Annotated in this window: 17 protein-coding genes; 6 read left to right on the plus strand and 11 right to left on the minus strand. The window is 55.6% G+C overall.

What is annotated here, in order from left to right:
* Positions 1-25: 25 nt before the first annotated feature.
* Together ABVN36_RS04230 and ABVN36_RS04235 are read right to left on the minus strand one after the other, a co-directional pair.
* Positions 26-406 (minus strand): DUF4440 domain-containing protein, encoded by a 381-nt coding sequence (locus ABVN36_RS04230; RefSeq protein WP_023137846.1) that lies wholly within the window; start codon positions 404-406, stop codon positions 26-28.
* Positions 403-1,611: an MFS transporter gene (locus ABVN36_RS04235; protein WP_023137845.1), complete on the minus strand. Its 1,209-nt coding sequence runs from the start codon at positions 1,609-1,611 to the stop codon at positions 403-405. Before ABVN36_RS04235 ends, ABVN36_RS04230 begins: the two co-directional genes overlap by 4 nt.
* An 87-nt stretch (positions 1,612-1,698) precedes the next feature.
* Here ABVN36_RS04235 and ABVN36_RS04240 point away from each other — a divergent pair, with 87 nt between their 5' ends.
* Positions 1,699-2,631 (plus strand): LysR family transcriptional regulator, encoded by a 933-nt coding sequence (locus ABVN36_RS04240; RefSeq protein ID WP_000216304.1) that lies wholly within the window; start codon positions 1,699-1,701, stop codon positions 2,629-2,631.
* 41 nt (positions 2,632-2,672) lie between these two features.
* Here ABVN36_RS04240 and ABVN36_RS04245 read toward each other — a convergent pair whose 3' ends face one another.
* Genes ABVN36_RS04245 through ltnD form a run of 6 tightly spaced genes read right to left on the minus strand, consistent with a single transcriptional unit; the run spans position 2,673 to position 8,751 of the window.
* The gene (locus ABVN36_RS04245; protein WP_000202725.1) at positions 2,673-4,169 is read right to left on the minus strand and encodes a GntP family permease; all 1,497 of its coding nucleotides are present in this window, start codon (positions 4,167-4,169) and stop codon (positions 2,673-2,675) included.
* Entirely contained in the window at positions 4,166-5,116 is a 951-nt protein-coding gene (gene denD / locus ABVN36_RS04250; protein ID WP_023137844.1) for a D-erythronate dehydrogenase, read from the minus strand. The genes ABVN36_RS04245 and denD overlap by 4 nt, the downstream gene beginning before the upstream one ends.
* A 39-nt stretch (positions 5,117-5,155) precedes the next feature.
* A complete protein-coding gene (locus ABVN36_RS04255) occupies positions 5,156-5,932 on the minus strand; it encodes an HPr family phosphocarrier protein (RefSeq protein WP_023137843.1) in 777 nt (258 codons plus the stop codon).
* 4 nt (positions 5,933-5,936) lie between these two features.
* Positions 5,937-6,575 carry an aldolase gene (locus ABVN36_RS04260; RefSeq protein ID WP_000153636.1) on the minus strand — a complete coding sequence of 213 codons (639 nt, stop codon included), beginning with the start codon at positions 6,573-6,575 and terminating at the stop codon, positions 5,937-5,939.
* Positions 6,572-7,834, minus strand: coding sequence for a 3-oxo-tetronate kinase (otnK, locus tag ABVN36_RS04265; RefSeq protein ID WP_001534269.1), 1,263 nt, complete (start codon positions 7,832-7,834; stop codon positions 6,572-6,574). The genes ABVN36_RS04260 and otnK overlap by 4 nt, the downstream gene beginning before the upstream one ends.
* Positions 7,828-8,751, minus strand: a complete 924-nt coding sequence (gene ltnD / locus ABVN36_RS04270; RefSeq protein ID WP_000206958.1) for an L-threonate dehydrogenase — start codon at positions 8,749-8,751, stop codon at positions 7,828-7,830. The genes otnK and ltnD overlap by 7 nt, the downstream gene beginning before the upstream one ends.
* Positions 8,752-8,947: 196 nt before the next feature.
* On the opposite strand from ltnD, the gene ygbI reads away from it, so the two are divergent.
* Complete coding sequence (gene ygbI, locus ABVN36_RS04275) at positions 8,948-9,712, plus strand: DNA-binding transcriptional repressor YgbI (RefSeq protein WP_000613178.1); 765 nt, start codon at positions 8,948-8,950, stop codon at positions 9,710-9,712.
* A gap of 18 nt (positions 9,713-9,730) precedes the next feature.
* On the opposite strand, the gene ABVN36_RS04280 is transcribed toward ygbI, so the two are convergent.
* Complete coding sequence (locus ABVN36_RS04280) at positions 9,731-10,135, minus strand: MarR family winged helix-turn-helix transcriptional regulator (protein ID WP_000423343.1); 405 nt, start codon at positions 10,133-10,135, stop codon at positions 9,731-9,733.
* 170 nt (positions 10,136-10,305) lie between these two features.
* On the opposite strand from ABVN36_RS04280, the gene ABVN36_RS04285 reads away from it, so the two are divergent.
* The 3 genes from ABVN36_RS04285 to ABVN36_RS04295 are packed head-to-tail and all read left to right on the plus strand — an operon-like array spanning position 10,306 to position 12,573.
* Positions 10,306-10,899 (plus strand): non-oxidative hydroxyarylic acid decarboxylases subunit B, encoded by a 594-nt coding sequence (locus tag ABVN36_RS04285; protein WP_001237180.1) that lies wholly within the window; start codon positions 10,306-10,308, stop codon positions 10,897-10,899.
* On the plus strand, positions 10,899-12,326 hold the full coding sequence (locus ABVN36_RS04290) for a non-oxidative hydroxyarylic acid decarboxylases subunit C (protein WP_000863168.1): 1,428 nt from the start codon (positions 10,899-10,901) through the stop codon (positions 12,324-12,326). Before ABVN36_RS04285 ends, ABVN36_RS04290 begins: the two co-directional genes overlap by 1 nt.
* 10 nt (positions 12,327-12,336) lie before the next feature.
* Complete coding sequence (locus tag ABVN36_RS04295) at positions 12,337-12,573, plus strand: non-oxidative hydroxyarylic acid decarboxylases subunit D (RefSeq protein ID WP_000562964.1); 237 nt, start codon at positions 12,337-12,339, stop codon at positions 12,571-12,573.
* Between the two features lie 45 nt (positions 12,574-12,618).
* Here ABVN36_RS04295 and rpoS read toward each other — a convergent pair whose 3' ends face one another.
* Both rpoS and nlpD read right to left on the minus strand, forming a co-directional pair.
* On the minus strand, positions 12,619-13,611 hold the full coding sequence (gene rpoS / locus ABVN36_RS04300) for an RNA polymerase sigma factor RpoS (protein WP_000081498.1): 993 nt from the start codon (positions 13,609-13,611) through the stop codon (positions 12,619-12,621).
* Between the two features lie 62 nt (positions 13,612-13,673).
* Positions 13,674-14,756, minus strand: coding sequence for a murein hydrolase activator NlpD (gene nlpD / locus ABVN36_RS04305; protein WP_226985738.1), 1,083 nt, complete (start codon positions 14,754-14,756; stop codon positions 13,674-13,676).
* Here nlpD and ABVN36_RS04310 point away from each other — a divergent pair.
* A complete protein-coding gene (locus tag ABVN36_RS04310; protein WP_223148970.1) occupies positions 14,686-14,844 on the plus strand; it encodes a peptidase in 159 nt (52 codons plus the stop codon). The genes nlpD and ABVN36_RS04310 overlap by 71 nt on opposite strands.
* The last annotated feature ends 84 nt before the right edge of the window (positions 14,845-14,928 follow it).

The following is a 14,928-nucleotide window of genomic DNA, read 5'->3' on the forward strand; positions in this document are numbered from 1 at the left end:
GGGTCTGCGCGCCGGAACAGGCTTTTCAGGCTGTGACTGTCGTTTCGTGTAAATGACGCCAGACTATCCGTCTTCTTTCCCTTTTTAAAATAACCGTCGACCAGCGTACCGTCTCAGCCTGGCCCGGCAGTTGCTGGCGCTCACGATAACGCAGCGCGGCGCCTTCCGGCCACTCCGCCACAAGGTCAATGTGCTCAACCACGATAACCAGCCCCGGGCGACACGCGCGCTGCGCCTGGAAAAAAGCGCCCAGCGCCGGATAATCCAGACAAATACCTCCTGGCGTTATCATCGTAAAATCAACAGCGAAACGCGCTATCAACGCCTCCAGGCTACCCATCCCCTTACTAAGCCAGTTCTCAATCGCCGCATGGGCGTGAATAATTTCTTCTTTATATGGATTCATGATCTTTCCTTTTTCAGGCACAGAAGCGCCTGTCTATTGTTTAGACAGACAGCGTAAATAAGGGGCAGCAGGGTGATACCGGCGGCGGCAATAAAGGTCCAGCGATAAGCAACCTCAAGCGACATAACGCGCTGGAGCGCATTTAACAGCAGCGTCAACAGCGTCGCGCCAAGGAAAAAGCTGATCTGACGATTAAGATTCCATAGCGCGCTGGCGTCAGGCATGTCCCGGCGAGCAATAGTCAGGAAAGCGCCACTCTGCGCGGTACTGCTGCACAAACTGCCGCCAGCGCCCATTAAGGCGAATATCATCATCAGTACACGGTGCGATGTCGCAGGCGTAACGTTAGTTAAAAGCAGTATCCCTGCGGCCTGAAGAAGACAGCCGACGATAATCAGCGGACGCGGCCCAAGCCGATTGAAGTAACGTCCGGTAAGCATAATGGCGACAAATGAAGCGATCGACCAGGGAAGCATCAGCGACCCCGCCGCCACAGGCGATAGCTGCGCGACGTTCTGTAGATAAAACATCCCGACCACGCTGATACCAATGAACATACCCGGTACGCACAGATAGACGATCATGGCAAAACGCAGCAGCCTGTCCGTCAACAACGGCAGATGGAGCAATCTTGCTGACGCCATTGTCGTCGACGCGGCGTTCAGCCAACGATAAGCGAGCAATAAAGTGAGAACGGCCACCGGCAGAGTGGCAAAGAATATCCAGCGCCAGCCGCACGTTTCCACCAGCAGCCCGCCAATCGCAGGCGAACATGCCGGCGCCAGTAGCGCCACCATCATGACAACCGATGACACGCCAGCGCGTTCATGCGGTTTAAACTGTTGCCAGGTTAACGCCTGACCAACCGGGATCAATAAGCCACCGCCCGCCCCCTGCACAATACGCCAGAAAACAAGGCTGTGTAATGAATCGGCAAAACCTGCGGCAGCGGCGGCAACGCTAAACAGAATGAGCGAAAATATGATCAGCCGTCGTGCGCCGAGATAACGCGAAAGAAACGCGCTAAACGGAACGATCAGCGTTAATCCTGCGATATAACCGTTACTCACCCATGCCAGCGCCGATATGGACGTATGCAGATCCACGGACATCGCAGGAAAAGCCACGCTGGCAATAAACAGATTAATCAGATCAAGAAAGAAGCCGAGCAGGTAAACCACTGCCACTTTACTGCGATACGTCATTATGCATCCTCCGTCAGAGGCGCTAATGTAGCCGTCCGGAGAAAGCCAGATAAGTCCGCGCTTCAACGATATACTGTCAAAATAATTTTGACAGTAAAGGAGCTCGCCATGCTCAATTTGCAGCGTATGTCGCTGTTTATCGCCGTGGTAGATAGCGGCAGCTTCACGGCCGCCGCCGCCGCATCGGGCCAAACAAAAGCGGTAGTGAGTTTTAATATTCGGCAGCTTGAAAAAGAGCTTGGCGTAACGTTACTGCTACGTTCCACCCGACGACTGACGCTCACAGACGCCGGCGTCCTCTTTTACCAAAAAGGCGTGAATTTACTCAATGCAGCGAAAAATTTGCAGGATGAAGTGCGTGCCAGCCATAGTGGGCTGGGCGGCGAGTTACGTATTACCACTACGCCCGAGTTTGGCGAACAGGTGGTCATTCCGGTACTGGCGCAGTTTAGTCAGCGCCATCCCGATCTCCGTATTCGGCATATGTCCTCATCACATCATGCCGATTTAATTGCCGAGCGCTTTGATGTGGCGATTCGGCTTGGCTCGCTGGCCGACTCCCGCTATCGCGCCGCGCTGATATCCCGCTTTACCATTCTGCCGGTCGCCGCGCCGCAGTGGCTCGCCCGCCACCCCGTGTCGTCGCTGGAGTCGTTGGCTCAGGCGGAATGGATTATTCATGAGCGATTACCTACGCCGCTACGGTGGACAGTAACGAATAATCATGGCCAACACTCACGCCTGGAGATAAGCAAAGCCGGCAAAATTTCTGTCGACAGCGCGCGCTCGCTGATGGCCTTCGCTCTCGCAGGAAGCGGCGTCGCATTACTGCCGCAATGGTTAGTCAACACCGCACTGGAGGATGGAACGTTAATTCACCTGTTACCCGACTATCATTTTCCCCGTCAGGGCATTTATGCCGTTTATCCGGACGCCCGCCATGTATCGACAAAAGTACGCACATTTATTGATTTTTTACGTTCGCAATGGGATTGCGGGGAGCACGCCCCATCATTGTAGCCAGTCCGGGAGCATTGCGCTCCCGGACGGATAATACCGTCTTAATCCTTAACTACCAGCTTGTCTTTGATCCCCTGCGCCTGCCAACGCACCCACAGCATAATTGCCGCCAGAACGACAATCGGCAGTAACGGATCGAGCCAACTGCCGCCGGAACCGAACAGCAGGTTAATCAGCGCCACGCCGGTGCCGCCAATCGCCCAGGCAATGGTCGTCGGTACAGACCAAACCACCATCTGCTGTTTGACATCAGAGACGCCCATCATGCGGTTAACCACCCAGAACAGGCTGTCGTTGAAGTAGCCGAAAAACAGCGACCCCATCGTTGCGGCCTGAGCGGCAAGCAACATATTGATGCCGGGGATCTGCGCCAGGATCGGCGCGGAAATCGAGGCGGCAGTGATCATCGCCACCGTCCCCGATCCCTGAATCAGGCGTACCAGCGTCGCCACGATAAACGGGATCAGGATCGGCGAGATCGGCAGGTTGGCAACCTGCTCCGCCAGCTGTTGTCCCGCGCCGCTGTCGCGCAGGATCGCGCCCAACGCGCCGCCAGCGCCCGTGACCAGTAAGATAATCCCGGCGCTTTGCAAGCCCTCTTCCAGACGCTCTGCGGTGGTATGTTTATCCATGCGCGGCACCAGCGTATACACCGCCAGCAGAACGCTGATGGCCAACGCGATCACTGGGCTTCCCACAAAGTTGATTGCCTGTACCACCGGATGCGTCGCCAGGCCGGACCATCCTTCTACAGTGGCGAGGGTGGAACAGATAGCCTTCAGGAAGATCAGCACGATCGGCACCACAATAGGCAGCAGAGAGAGCGTCAGGCTCGGCAGATCCTTTTGCTCTTTCTCTTTATTGTACTGCTCCAGCGCGGCATTGACTTCATCGGCGTTCAGCGTACGCGGCACGAAATCAGGGTAGCGTTTATCCAGCCACTGCGCATAGAACACAATGCCGATCACACAGGGCACCGCCAGCGCCATCCCGGTCAATAACATTGCGCCGATGTCGACGTTAAAAATCCCGGCTACCCCCAGCGGGCCTGGAGTCGGAGGTACCGTATGGTGAGTGACCACCAGCCCGCCCGCCAGCGCGACGCCCAGCGTCAGTAGCGAACGCTTACCGCTTTTCGCCAGCGCTTTCGCCACCGGATAAAGAATGACAAAAGCGGAATCGACGAAAATGGGGATGCTGACAATATAACCCGTGATCGCCAGCGCCCACTCTTCACGGCGTTTCCCCAGCCATTTGATAAAGCTCCAGGCGATACGCTCCGCCGCGCCGGAAACCTCCAGCAAGCGCCCCATCATTACGCCGAGACCAATCACCAGGCCAATGCTGCCCAGCGTCGTACCGAATCCGCTGGTGATGACAGAGAGCGTTTTATCAATGCCCATTCCCCCCAACAGACCGGCGATACAGGCCGCCGCCAGCATCGCGATCAGCGCATGAACACGGGTGCGTAACACCAGCCATACCAGCACGAAAACGGCAACGATCAGGCCGATAATTGGGGTCGGTAAACTTGTCATGACCTCCCCTCCATATCATCTTGTCGAAAGCGTTCAATAATGTCATCGAAGCGTTTATCGGCGACAAAACCTAACGCCAGCGCACGCTGGTTATCGATACGTCCCGGCCAGGAGGCGACAATTTTCTCGACGCCTTCGTCGCGCTGATGCGCAACCCGATCGCGCGCCGCCTGGCCGCCCGCCTGACGCAACGTTTCCAGCATCTCGCCCACGGTTACGCTGATCCCCGGTAAGTTGATGCTGCTCGCCTCGCCAGGCGCGGGTAACGTTGCGGCCAGCGACAGGTTATGGATCACCGTCGCCGGGCTGGAAATCCACAGCCGCAAACTTTCCGATACCGGGCAGACGGTCGTCTCGCCCTGCAACGGTTCACGAATAATCGCGCTGACAAAAGAAGAAGCGGCGCGGTTTGGTTTACCCGGGCGAACACAGATCGTCGGCAAACGCAGCGCCAGCCCATCCACATAGCCTTTGCGGGTATAGTCGTTGACCAACAGTTCACAGGCGGCCTTCTGCGCGCCATAAGACGAGCGCGGCGTGAGCGCGGTGGTATCGGTGACGCATTCCGGCAGCGTACCGCCATAAACGGCAAGCGAGCTGGAGAAGACAAAACGAATTTTCTGCGGTTGCCGACGACACGCCTCAAGTAACTGGCGGGTAAGATCCAGGTTAACTTTCCATCCCAGATCGAAATCGTCTTCCGCATGACTGCTGACAATCGCAGCGAGATGATAAACAACAGAGGTATTAGCGGTAATCACATTCTCCAGCACGCCCGGCTGGGTTAAGTCAGCTTCCAGGCAGCGTAAACGAGGGGAATCTGATAACCGTGCAGGCATTTTTAAATCAACAAGAAGCAGTTCGTTAAACGCCAGCGATGAGTTTAATAAGGCGCTTGCGAGTTTCTGGCCTAAAAAGCCGCCCCCGCCGGTAATGATAATCTGCATCCGGATGTCCTCTTTATTGTTGTGTAGGGTAGTTCAGGGTTAGCGCCAGGCGTTAAACCAGCCAAGCCCGTCCTGAGTGGTATTCCGTGGTTGGTATTCGCAGCCTATCCAGCCGCGATAACCTACGTCATCGAACAGCCGGAACAGCCACGGGTAGTTGATCTCGCCATCATCCGGTTCATGTCTGTCCGGTAGCGAGGCGATTTGTACATGGGCATAGCGGCCCGCGTACTCGCGAATCAGGTGACTCAAATTGCCATCCACTTTTTGCGCGTGGAAAGTGTCGAGCTGGATGAATACATTCGGGCGGTCAACCTCTTCTGCGATGCCCAGCGCCTGATATTGGCTGGAAAAGAGGTAGCCGGGTTTAACGCCGGGACTCAGCGCTTCGATCAAAATACGTTTATCGTGGGCGGCAAACCGGTCGGCGGCATAACGCAAATTATCGATAAACGTGGCGCGATAACGTGCGCCATCAGCGCCATCCGGCACTACGCCCGCCATGATGTGAACCTGCTCGCATTCCAGCGCCAGAGCGTATTCCAGAGCCAGATCAATATCGGCGCGCGCGTCGTGTTCGCGCCCCGGTAGCGCGGCACGTCCCCACTCGCCCGCCGCGGTATCGCCCGCCGAAGTATTAAACAGCGCCAGCGTCAGATCATGACGCGATAGCTGGGCTTTAATCTCGCTGGCGGCAAAGCCGTAGGGGAACAGAAACTCAACGGCCTGAAAACCGGCTGCGGCAGCAGCGGCAAAACGCTCGATAAACGGCACTTCGGTAAACATCATCGACAAATTGGCGGCAAAACGCGGCATCGGGTTATCTCCTTAACTGCGCAATTTCTTCGGTGGTTAAATAACGAATCGGGCGTTCGCCAAGGATAAAAATCAGCTTTGCCGTCTCTTCCAGCTCCTCGGTATTATTAGCGGCTTCCTGCAAATTCTCCCCGCACACGACCGGCCCATGATTAGCCAGTAAAAAGGCCTGATGCCGGGCCGCCAGCGCAGCCAAATCGCGAGCAATTCGGTCATCCCCCGGGCGATAGTAGGGAACCAGCGGAATGTCTCCCATCCGCATCACCACATAGGGGGTAAACGGGCGAATCACATTTTGCGGGTCCAGCCCTTCGAGACAGGAAAGCGCCGTTGACCAGGTGCTGTGCAGATGTACCACGGCCTTGCAGCAAGGGTTATTGCGATACAACGCCAGATGAAAACGCACCTCTTTAGACGGTTTATCGCCGCTGAGCCATTCGCCCTGCGGGTCCACTTTGGATAGCCGCTGCGGGTCGAGATTACCCAGACACGAACCGGTGGGCGTCGCCAGAATATTGCCGTCCGGCAGTAACAGCGAGAGGTTGCCTGCCGAGCCGGTGGCATAGCCGCGCTGGAAAAACGAGGCGGCTATCCTGACCATCTCTTCTCGCAAAGCGTGCTCTTCTTTTGCCAGTATCGTCATACCTGAAACTCCCTTTGAGCGCGGATGAAAAAGGATTCATCGCCAAAATTACCTGACTTTAGCGCCAGCGAGACTGGCGCATGGAGCGCGTTGACCCACGGCACGCCGGGTGAAATGCACGGTCCGATGTGAAAACCGGTAATACCGAGGCTTTGCGTCACCACGCCCGAAGTTTCGCCGCCCGCCACGATAAACCGGGTGATACCGCCTTCCGCTAAGCGAGCGGCCAGCAGGGAAAAAAGCGCCTCTACCGCATGGCTGGCTTCAGTAGCGCCATATTGCTGCTGGATGGCGGCCAGCGCCTGCGTGGAGGCGGTGGCGCTAATCATTGGCGCCAGTTCGCTGTCCTGACTGAGCACCCACTGCGCCAGCGCTTCAGCGTAGGCCTCGCGCGTCTCGGATGACAGGCAGCGCGCCACATCAACGTCGCGTGTGGGAGCATGTTGTCGATAGAAGGCCACCTGCTGATTCGTCATTTGCGAACAGGAACCGGAAAGCACCACCGCGCGACCGCTCAGCGGATAGCCTGCGGAACGGGCCTGAGAAACGCCGTGCTTCGCCCACTGACGCGCCAGCCCCATTGCCATCCCGGAACCGCCGGTCACCAGCAGGGCATCACGCAAAACCTCGCCCTGAATTTCCAGGTGCCGCTCATTGAGCGCGTCAAGTACCGCGTAGCGATATCCTTCCTGCTGTAAACGCGACAGCGCCGCACGGGTCGCGGCAACGCCTTCATCAAGCGTCTGAGCCGGAATAACGCCGCAGCGCCCTTGCGCCTGCGCTTCCATCAGACGCGGCAGGTAGCTGTCGGTCATCGGATTGATAGGGTGGTGGCGCATACCGGACTCCGCCAGCAAGTGGTTCATGACAAACAGATAGCCCTGATAAACCGTGCGTCCGTTAACCGGCAGCGCGGGAGAAATCACGGTAAATGAGGTATCCAGCGCCACCATCAGCGCATCGGTGACCGGGCCGATATTGCCTTCGGCGGTACTATCGAAAGTCGAGCAATATTTGAAATAGACTTGCTGGCAGCCCTGTTTTTTCAGCCATACCAGCGCCGCCAGCGATTGTTTTATCGCCTCTTGCGCCGGGCATGAGCGGGTTTTCAGGCTGATAACCACCGCGTCGCACCCTTCCGGTTGCGTCCCGGTTGGGACATCATTGATCTGCACTGTCGGCATCCCGTTTTCGACCAGAAAACTGGCGATGTCAGTCGCGCCGGTAAAATCGTCGGCAATGACGCCAATTTTTAACATGACGGCTCCTCAGGCGTGACGCCAGGCAGAGTAATCCCTGAGAAAATTTTGATCACAGCGCTGTCATCCTCTTTGCCATAACCGGCGTTACTGGCGCTGGTGAACATATTTAACGCCGTAGAGGCCAGCGGTAAGGGGAAGCGCAGCGCTTTCGCCGTGTCGGCAACCAGCCCCAAATCTTTGACAAAAATGTCGACGGCCGAACGCGGGGTATAGTCGCCGTCAACGACATGCTGCATACGGTTTTCGAACATCCAGGAGTTTCCGGCGGCATGGGTCACGACGTCATACATCACGTCCAGAGGAATACCGGCCCGCGCGGCCAGCGCCATCGCTTCGGCCGCCGCCGCAATATGCACGCCAGCCAGCAGCTGATGAATGATTTTGACAGTTGAGCCTGCGCCCGGCGTATCGCTGATGCGATAAACGTTGCTGGCAACGGCGTCCAGCACAGGCTTCAGGCGGGTAAACGCCGCCTCGCTCCCGGAGGCCATCACCGTCATTTCGCCCTGCGCCGCTTTTACCGCGCCGCCGGAAACCGGCGCATCCAGCATGTTAAGATTCAATGCCGTCAACGCCGCGGCGATCTCTTGGGCGTCGGCGCTTGAGATCGTAGACGAAACCATCACCGCGCTTCCGGGTTTCATCAGATGGGCGACGCCATCCTCACCGAATAACACCTGTCTGACCTGGGCGGCATTGACGACCAGAATGACTAACGCATCCACGACGCCGGCGAACTCCCTGGCGCTGGCGGCAGCCCCACAAGCCCCTTCAGCAAGAAGATTCGCGCACGCTTGCGGGTTAAGATCGGCCCCCCATGTGGAAAGCCCGGCGCGCAGGCATGAACGCGCAGCGCCCATTCCCATTGAGCCAAGCCCCACAATGCCGACATGAAAATCGGTTCCTGTTGTCATTATCACTCCATGTTAATTTACGTGATATTATGTTTTGTTATGTGAATATAGGCGTTTTTGTAAACAATTGCGGTGAGTTGTTTCACAAAAAATAACAAAATGTGTTATTTTTTGTGAAGGCAATCCTCATAGAACTTCACACGCTGTGACGAGAAATCGCGTAAAATCGCGACAGGACTAAAGAAAGGAGCAGACGTTGATACCTACTGAGCGTCGACAAATCATTCTTGATATGGTGGCGGAGAAAGGCATCGTCAGTATCGCTGAACTGACCGAGCGCATGCATGTATCCCACATGACTATCCGCCGTGATTTACAAAAACTGGAGCAGCAAGGCGCGGTAATCCAGGTCTCTGGCGGCGTGCAATCATCGACTCGCGTGGCGCACGAACCCTCGCATCAGATCAAAACCGAACTGGCGACGCCGCAGAAAGCGGCGATTGGCAAACTGGCCGCCAGCCTGGTACAGCCAGAAAGCTGTATCTACCTTGATGCAGGTACGACCACGCTGGCGATCGCCAGGCAGCTGGTTACGATGAATAAACTTACGGTGGTGACGAATGATTTCGTTATCGCCGATTACCTGATGGACAACAGCGATTGCACAATTATTCACACTGGCGGGGCGGTATGCCGGGAAAACCGGTCGTGCGTCGGTGAAGCCGCGGCGACGCTTTTGCGCGGGCTGATGATTGACCAGGCCTTTATTTCCGCCTCGTCCTGGAGCGTGCGCGGTATTTCAACGCCGGCAGAAGATAAAGTCACGGTGAAACGGGCCGTCGCCAGCGCCAGCCGCCAAAAAATTCTGGTGTGCGACGCGACCAAATACGGCCAGGTCGCGACGTGGCTGGCGTTACCGCTGGCGGAATTCAACCAAATCGTCACCGATGACGGCCTGCCGGAAAGCGCAATTCGGGCGCTGGCCAAAGTGGATATCTCACTGCTGATGGCCAAAAAATAGCGGAGCGGCGCAAGCCGCTTACGTCATCATCTTGCGTACCAGTTGCGTAAACTGTTCGCGTTCTTCAGCGCTCAGTCGCCCCAAAAATTCATCGTCAACGCGATCCCCCAGTGGTATCGAGGCGGCGAGCAACGTTTGGCCCTGAACGGTGAGATAGACAAAACGCCGACGTTTATCCAGCGGATCGTTTTCTCGCTTTACCAGCCCACGATTTTCCATCCGGCTTAACATCTCCGCCAGCGTCGCTTTAGTGCTGACCGCCGCTTCGGTCAGATCGACCTGTTCAATACCCGGATGTTCAGCAATAACGCGCATCACCGCATATTGAGGTTTGGTGAGCTCCGGTAGTTCATGCTGCCAGCGTGCGGTATGTTGCTGAAAAAGTTGGCGTAACAGATGAAACGCGGTGTTTCGTAACTCCATGAGCGCTCCGGATAAATTAACTTTTTCTATCATAACGACTTATGCACGGTTTTTTAATGACGAATGCTTTAGCTAAACGTGCGCAGGCGTCGGGAGCGATCTTGTCGCAAAGGCCGTGTGGGCGTATTTTGATCAAAATGTTCGTATACGAACGATATTTGAGGTAAGAAATGAGATTGATTGTGGGGATGACCGGTGCGACCGGCGCGCCGCTTGGCGTCGAGCTACTCCAGGCATTGCGGGCGATACCTGATGTTGAAACGCATCTGGTAATGTCAAAGTGGGCGAAAACCACTATTGAACTGGAGACGCCCTACACGCCCGCTGAGGTAGCCGCCCTGGCAGATTATTGTCATAGCCCGGCCGATCAGGCGGCGACCATTTCCTCCGGCTCATTTCGTACCGACGGCATGATTATTATCCCCTGCAGTATGAAAACACTGGCGGGGGTTCGCGCCGGCTATGCCGAGGGGCTGGTGGGACGCGCTGCCGATGTCGTGTTGAAAGAGGGTCGCAAGCTGGTGCTTGTACCGCGGGAAATGCCGCTCAGCACGATTCATCTGGAAAACATGCTTGCGCTTTCTCGTATGGGGGTGGCGATAGTGCCGCCCATGCCCGCGTTCTACAACCTGCCGCAAACCGTTGACGATATTATCCAGCACATCGTAGCGCGCGTTCTCGACCAGTTTGGTCTGGAGCATACGCGCGCGCGTCGCTGGCAAGGACTGCGACAGGCAGCAAATTTTTCACAGGAGAATGGATAATGGCATTTGATGATTTGCGCAGTTTTTTACATGCGCTGGATCAGCAGGGACAACTGCTGAAAATCAGCGAGGAAGTGAATGCGGAGCCGGATCTCGCCGCCGCTGCCAACGCAACGGGACGCATCGGCGATGGCGCGCCCGCGCTGTGGTTTGACAATATTCGTGGTTTTACCGACGCCCGCGTGGCGATGAATACCATCGGTTCCTGGCAGAACCATGCCATCTCACTGGGTTTGCCGCCTAACACGCCGGTTAAAAAACAGATCGATGAATTTATTCGCCGCTGGGACAATTTTCCGGTAGCGCCGGAACGACGGGCGAATCCGGGCTGGGCGGAAAATACCGTCGACGGCGACGCGATCAACCTGTTTGATATCCTGCCGCTGTTTCGTCTGAACGACGGCGACGGTGGATTCTATCTGGATAAAGCCTGTGTGGTATCACGCGATCCGCTCGATCCCGATAACTTCGGCAAGCAGAATGTCGGCATCTACCGTATGGAAGTTAAAGGCAAGCGTAAGCTGGGTCTGCAACCAGTGCCGATGCATGATATCGCATTGCACCTGCACAAAGCCGAAGAGCGTGGGGAAGATCTGCCGATTGCGATCACGCTGGGTAACGATCCGATCATTACCCTGATGGGCGCAACGCCGCTGAAATACGATCAGTCAGAGTATGAAATGGCAGGCGCGCTGCGTGAAAGCCCCTATCCTATCGCCACCGCGCCGTTGACCGGTTTTGATGTGCCGTGGGGATCTGAAGTCATTCTTGAAGGGGTCATCGAAAGCCGTAAACGTGAAATTGAAGGACCGTTCGGCGAATTTACCGGCCACTATTCCGGCGGTCGCAACATGACCGTGGTGCGTATCGATAAGGTCTCTTACCGCAGCAAACCCATTTTTGAATCGCTCTATTTGGGGATGCCGTGGACGGAAATCGACTACCTGATGGGGCCGGCGACCTGCGTGCCACTGTATCAACAGCTGAAAGCCGAATTTCCGGAAGTGCAGGCGGTAAACGCCATGTACACCCACGGCCTGCTGGCCATCATCTCGACCAAAAAACGCTACGGCGGCTTTGCCCGCGCGGTGGGCCTGCGAGCGATGACGACGCCGCATGGTCTGGGATATGTGAAGATGGTGATCATGGTCGATGAAGATGTCGATCCATTCAATCTGCCACAGGTGATGTGGGCGTTGTCGTCGAAAGTGAATCCGGCAGGCGATCTGGTACAGCTACCGAATATGTCCGTCCTGGAACTGGATCCGGGCTCAAGCCCGGCGGGGATTACCGACAAGCTGATCATTGACGCCACCACGCCGGTTGCGCCAGATAACCGTGGTCACTATAGCCAGCCGGTTGTTGATTTACCGGAAACTAAAGCCTGGGCTGAAAAGCTGACCGCCATGCTGGCCAACCGTAAATAAGGAGCAACCGATGATTTGTCCACGCTGTGCCGATGCACATATTGAACTCATGGCGACTTCGCCGGTAAAAGGAGTCTGGACGGTATATCAGTGTCAGCATTGTCTGTATACCTGGCGCGATACCGAACCGTTACGCCGTACCAGCCGCGAACACTATCCACAAGCGTTTCGCATGACGCAAAAAGATATTGATGACGCGCCAATGGTGCCGAGTATCCCGCCGCTGCTGGCAGAAGACAAACGGTAAAAAAAAAGGCCAGTCTGTCGACTGGCCTTTTTTTGACAAGGGTACTTACTCGCGGAACAGCGCTTCGATATTCAGCCCCTGCGTCTGCAGAATTTCGCGCAGACGGCGCAGGCCTTCAACCTGAATCTGACGAACACGTTCACGCGTAAGACCGATTTCACGGCCTACATCTTCCAGTGTCGCAGCTTCATATCCCAGCAGACCGAAACGGCGCGCCAGCACTTCACGCTGTTTGGCGTTCAGTTCGAACAACCATTTGACGATGCTCTGTTTCATATCGTCATCTTGCGTGGTGTCTTCCGGACCGTTCTCTTTTTCATCGGCCAGGATGTCCAGCAACGCTTTTTCGGAATCACCGCCCAGCGGGGTGTCTACCGAGGTAATGCGCTCGTTGAGACGAAGCATACGGCTGACGTCATCAACCGGTTTATCCAGTTGCTCTGCAATTTCTTCCGCACTCGGTTCGTGGTCCAGTTTATGCGACAACTCACGTGCGGTGCGCAGGTATACGTTCAGCTCTTTAACAATGTGAATCGGCAAGCGAATCGTACGGGTTTGGTTCATAATCGCCCGTTCGATTGTCTGGCGAATCCACCAGGTTGCGTATGTTGAGAAGCGGAACCCGCGTTCCGGGTCAAACTTCTCGACTGCACGGATAAGCCCCAGGTTGCCCTCTTCAATCAGGTCCAGCAACGCCAGTCCACGATTGCCATAACGGCGGGCAATTTTTACCACCAGACGCAGGTTACTCTCAATCATGCGACGGCGAGAAGCGACATCTCCACGCAGTGCGCGACGCGCAAAATAGACTTCTTCTTCGGCTGTTAACAGTGGTGAATACCCAATCTCACCAAGGTAAAGCTGAGTCGCGTCCAACACACGCTGTGTGGCCCCTTGCGATAACAGCTCTTCTTCAGCCAGGTCGTTATCACTGGGTTCCTCTTCACTCAAGGCTTTTTCGTCAAAAGCCTCTACTCCGTTCTCATCAAATTCCGCGTCTTCATTTAAATCATGAACTTTCAGCGTATTCTGACTCATAAGGTGGCTCCTACCCGTGATCCCTTGACGGAACTAGCAAGTCAAAGCCTGGTTCCGCCGCTTTATCGCTGCGGTAAATAACGCAGCGGGTTTACGGATTTCCCCTTGTAACGAATTTCAAAATGCAAGCGTGTAGAGCTGGTGCCGGTGCTACCCATAGTAGCGATTTTTTGCCCCGCCTTAACTTCCTGTTGTTCCCGGACCAGCATCGTATCATTATGGGCGTAGGCACTCAGGTAATCATCGTTATGTTTGATGATAATAAGATTACCGTAACCACGCAGTGCGTTACCGGCATATACGACGCGCCCATCAGCGGTTGCGACGATAGCCTGTCCCTTACTGCCTGCAATGTCGATCCCTTTATTGCCCCCTTCGGAAGCGCCAAAGTTTTCGATCACTTTGCCATCCGTCGGCCAGCGCCATGCGGAAATCGGCGCGCTGGTTGACGTACTGCTTGCATTTGGTTCGGTCGTGCTTACCGTTGGTGCCGTTACAGGCCCTGTGACAACCGTCCCAGCAGGCTTGTTGTTTGGCAACATTTTGTTAGCACTTTGTTCACCTGAGCCCTCAGAATACGTAATTGTTGGTTGAGACGCAACTGCAACGGTGGAATTTTGTGCAGACCTGGTCACAACTCCTTGCTGTGCTGCATCCGCCTGGGTGATCGCATTTCCGCCAGTAATTGGCGTGCCGGATGCGTTACCAACTTGCAAAGTTTGCCCTACATTCAGGCTATACGGGGCAGAAATACTGTTTCTCTGGGCCAGATCGCGGAAATCGTTCCCGGTAATCCAGGCGATGTAAAAAAGCGTATCACCCTTTTTCACGGTGTAAGTACTGCCACCCGTATAGCTACCTTTCGGAATATTCCCATACTGGCGATTGTATACGATTCGCCCATTTTCCATCTGCACGGGTTGTTCCGTGACCGGTTGAGTTTGCATGGGCTGCGTTACAGGACGCTGAACGGGTTGAATTTGCGGCGCTTGTTGCGGCGTTTGTTGCGGCGTCGCGCCCATTTTTGGCGGCGGTGTGATCAACATCCCGGAATTGGTATTTGATGACGAACCACTGTCCACAGACGTGACCGGCGCCGGAGGGTTTGACGAACTGGTACAACCTGCCAGCCATAGTGAAACCAGTGATAGTGCCGCAATGCGACTAACGGTGAATTTTGGGCTTCCCGCGCTCATTTATCCCCCAGGAAAAAATTTGGTTAACAACCAGTGACGTAAGAACCGTGCAACGCATTAAGTGAACACGGGAAAATGTGTTCACGATACGCTTAACCCACCGGGAATAACCAGGAAAACT

The sequence above is a fragment of the Salmonella sp. SJTUF15581 genome (genome assembly GCF_043356775.1).
In the GTDB taxonomy this organism is placed as follows: Bacteria; Pseudomonadota; Gammaproteobacteria; order Enterobacterales; family Enterobacteriaceae; genus Salmonella; species Salmonella enterica.